The sequence below is a fragment of the Vibrio sp. 1069 genome (assembly GCF_033340555.1).
In genome coordinates, this window is record NZ_JAWOWP010000393.1 from 1 (window position 1) to 695 (window position 695).

General features: G+C 47.8%; 1 protein-coding gene. It reads right to left on the reverse strand.

The window, feature by feature from the left end; translation table 11 throughout:
- Nucleotides 1–695 (reverse strand): alpha-1,6-glucosidase domain-containing protein (locus R7040_RS26730; RefSeq protein ID WP_318097624.1); only part of this gene is annotated, 695 nt, incomplete at both ends.

Consider the following 695-nt stretch of genomic DNA (forward strand, 5'->3'; position numbering starts at 1 on the left):
ATCTGCAAATTTGAACTCGTGGCTGCCTGCTTCAAGTACGCCTGTTACTGAGTACATGCCGTTGCCAATGAAAGTCATTGCCCAGTCGCTGTTGTCTGACCAATTGTTCATTGTGCCTTTCACGTAAACCACGGTTTCACCGAAAGGAGGAATGCTCGATACGTCTTTGTTGTCCGTATTGACTGGCAGACCCGCACCTTGCGCGCCGTCTTGTGGCTGTACGAATACCGCAGTAGTCAGTGCTGGCACAGTGAAGGTTTCATTTGCGAAGCTTGCGCCTTTCACGATGTCATCTGCAGAGTTTTGTTGAACTTCATGCAGCTCGAAACCTGTCGCGCCTTTCACGACAAATGATTTCTCTGTTGATGTTGAGTTCACCACAGCAACGATCGCATCGTATTTCGAATCCAAATCGGCACCTGCTGATTTACCATCGTCGATAGACATAACGATCAAGCCTTCCACTTGGTCTTTACCAACGTTGCGGAAGTCAACACGGTTCATGACTTCTTGAGCGGTATCTAAGCGGAACAGTTCACTTGAACTACGGATTTTTAGTAGTTCTAGGAATTGTTGTTTGGTTAGCTCAATATCGGTTGCATCTGGCTTCGCTGTCGTATCAGAAACGACCTTCTTGATCAGCTCCCAGTTTGCGCCGTCTTTGTCTTCACGAGGCAGACCTACGTTCCAGTTGT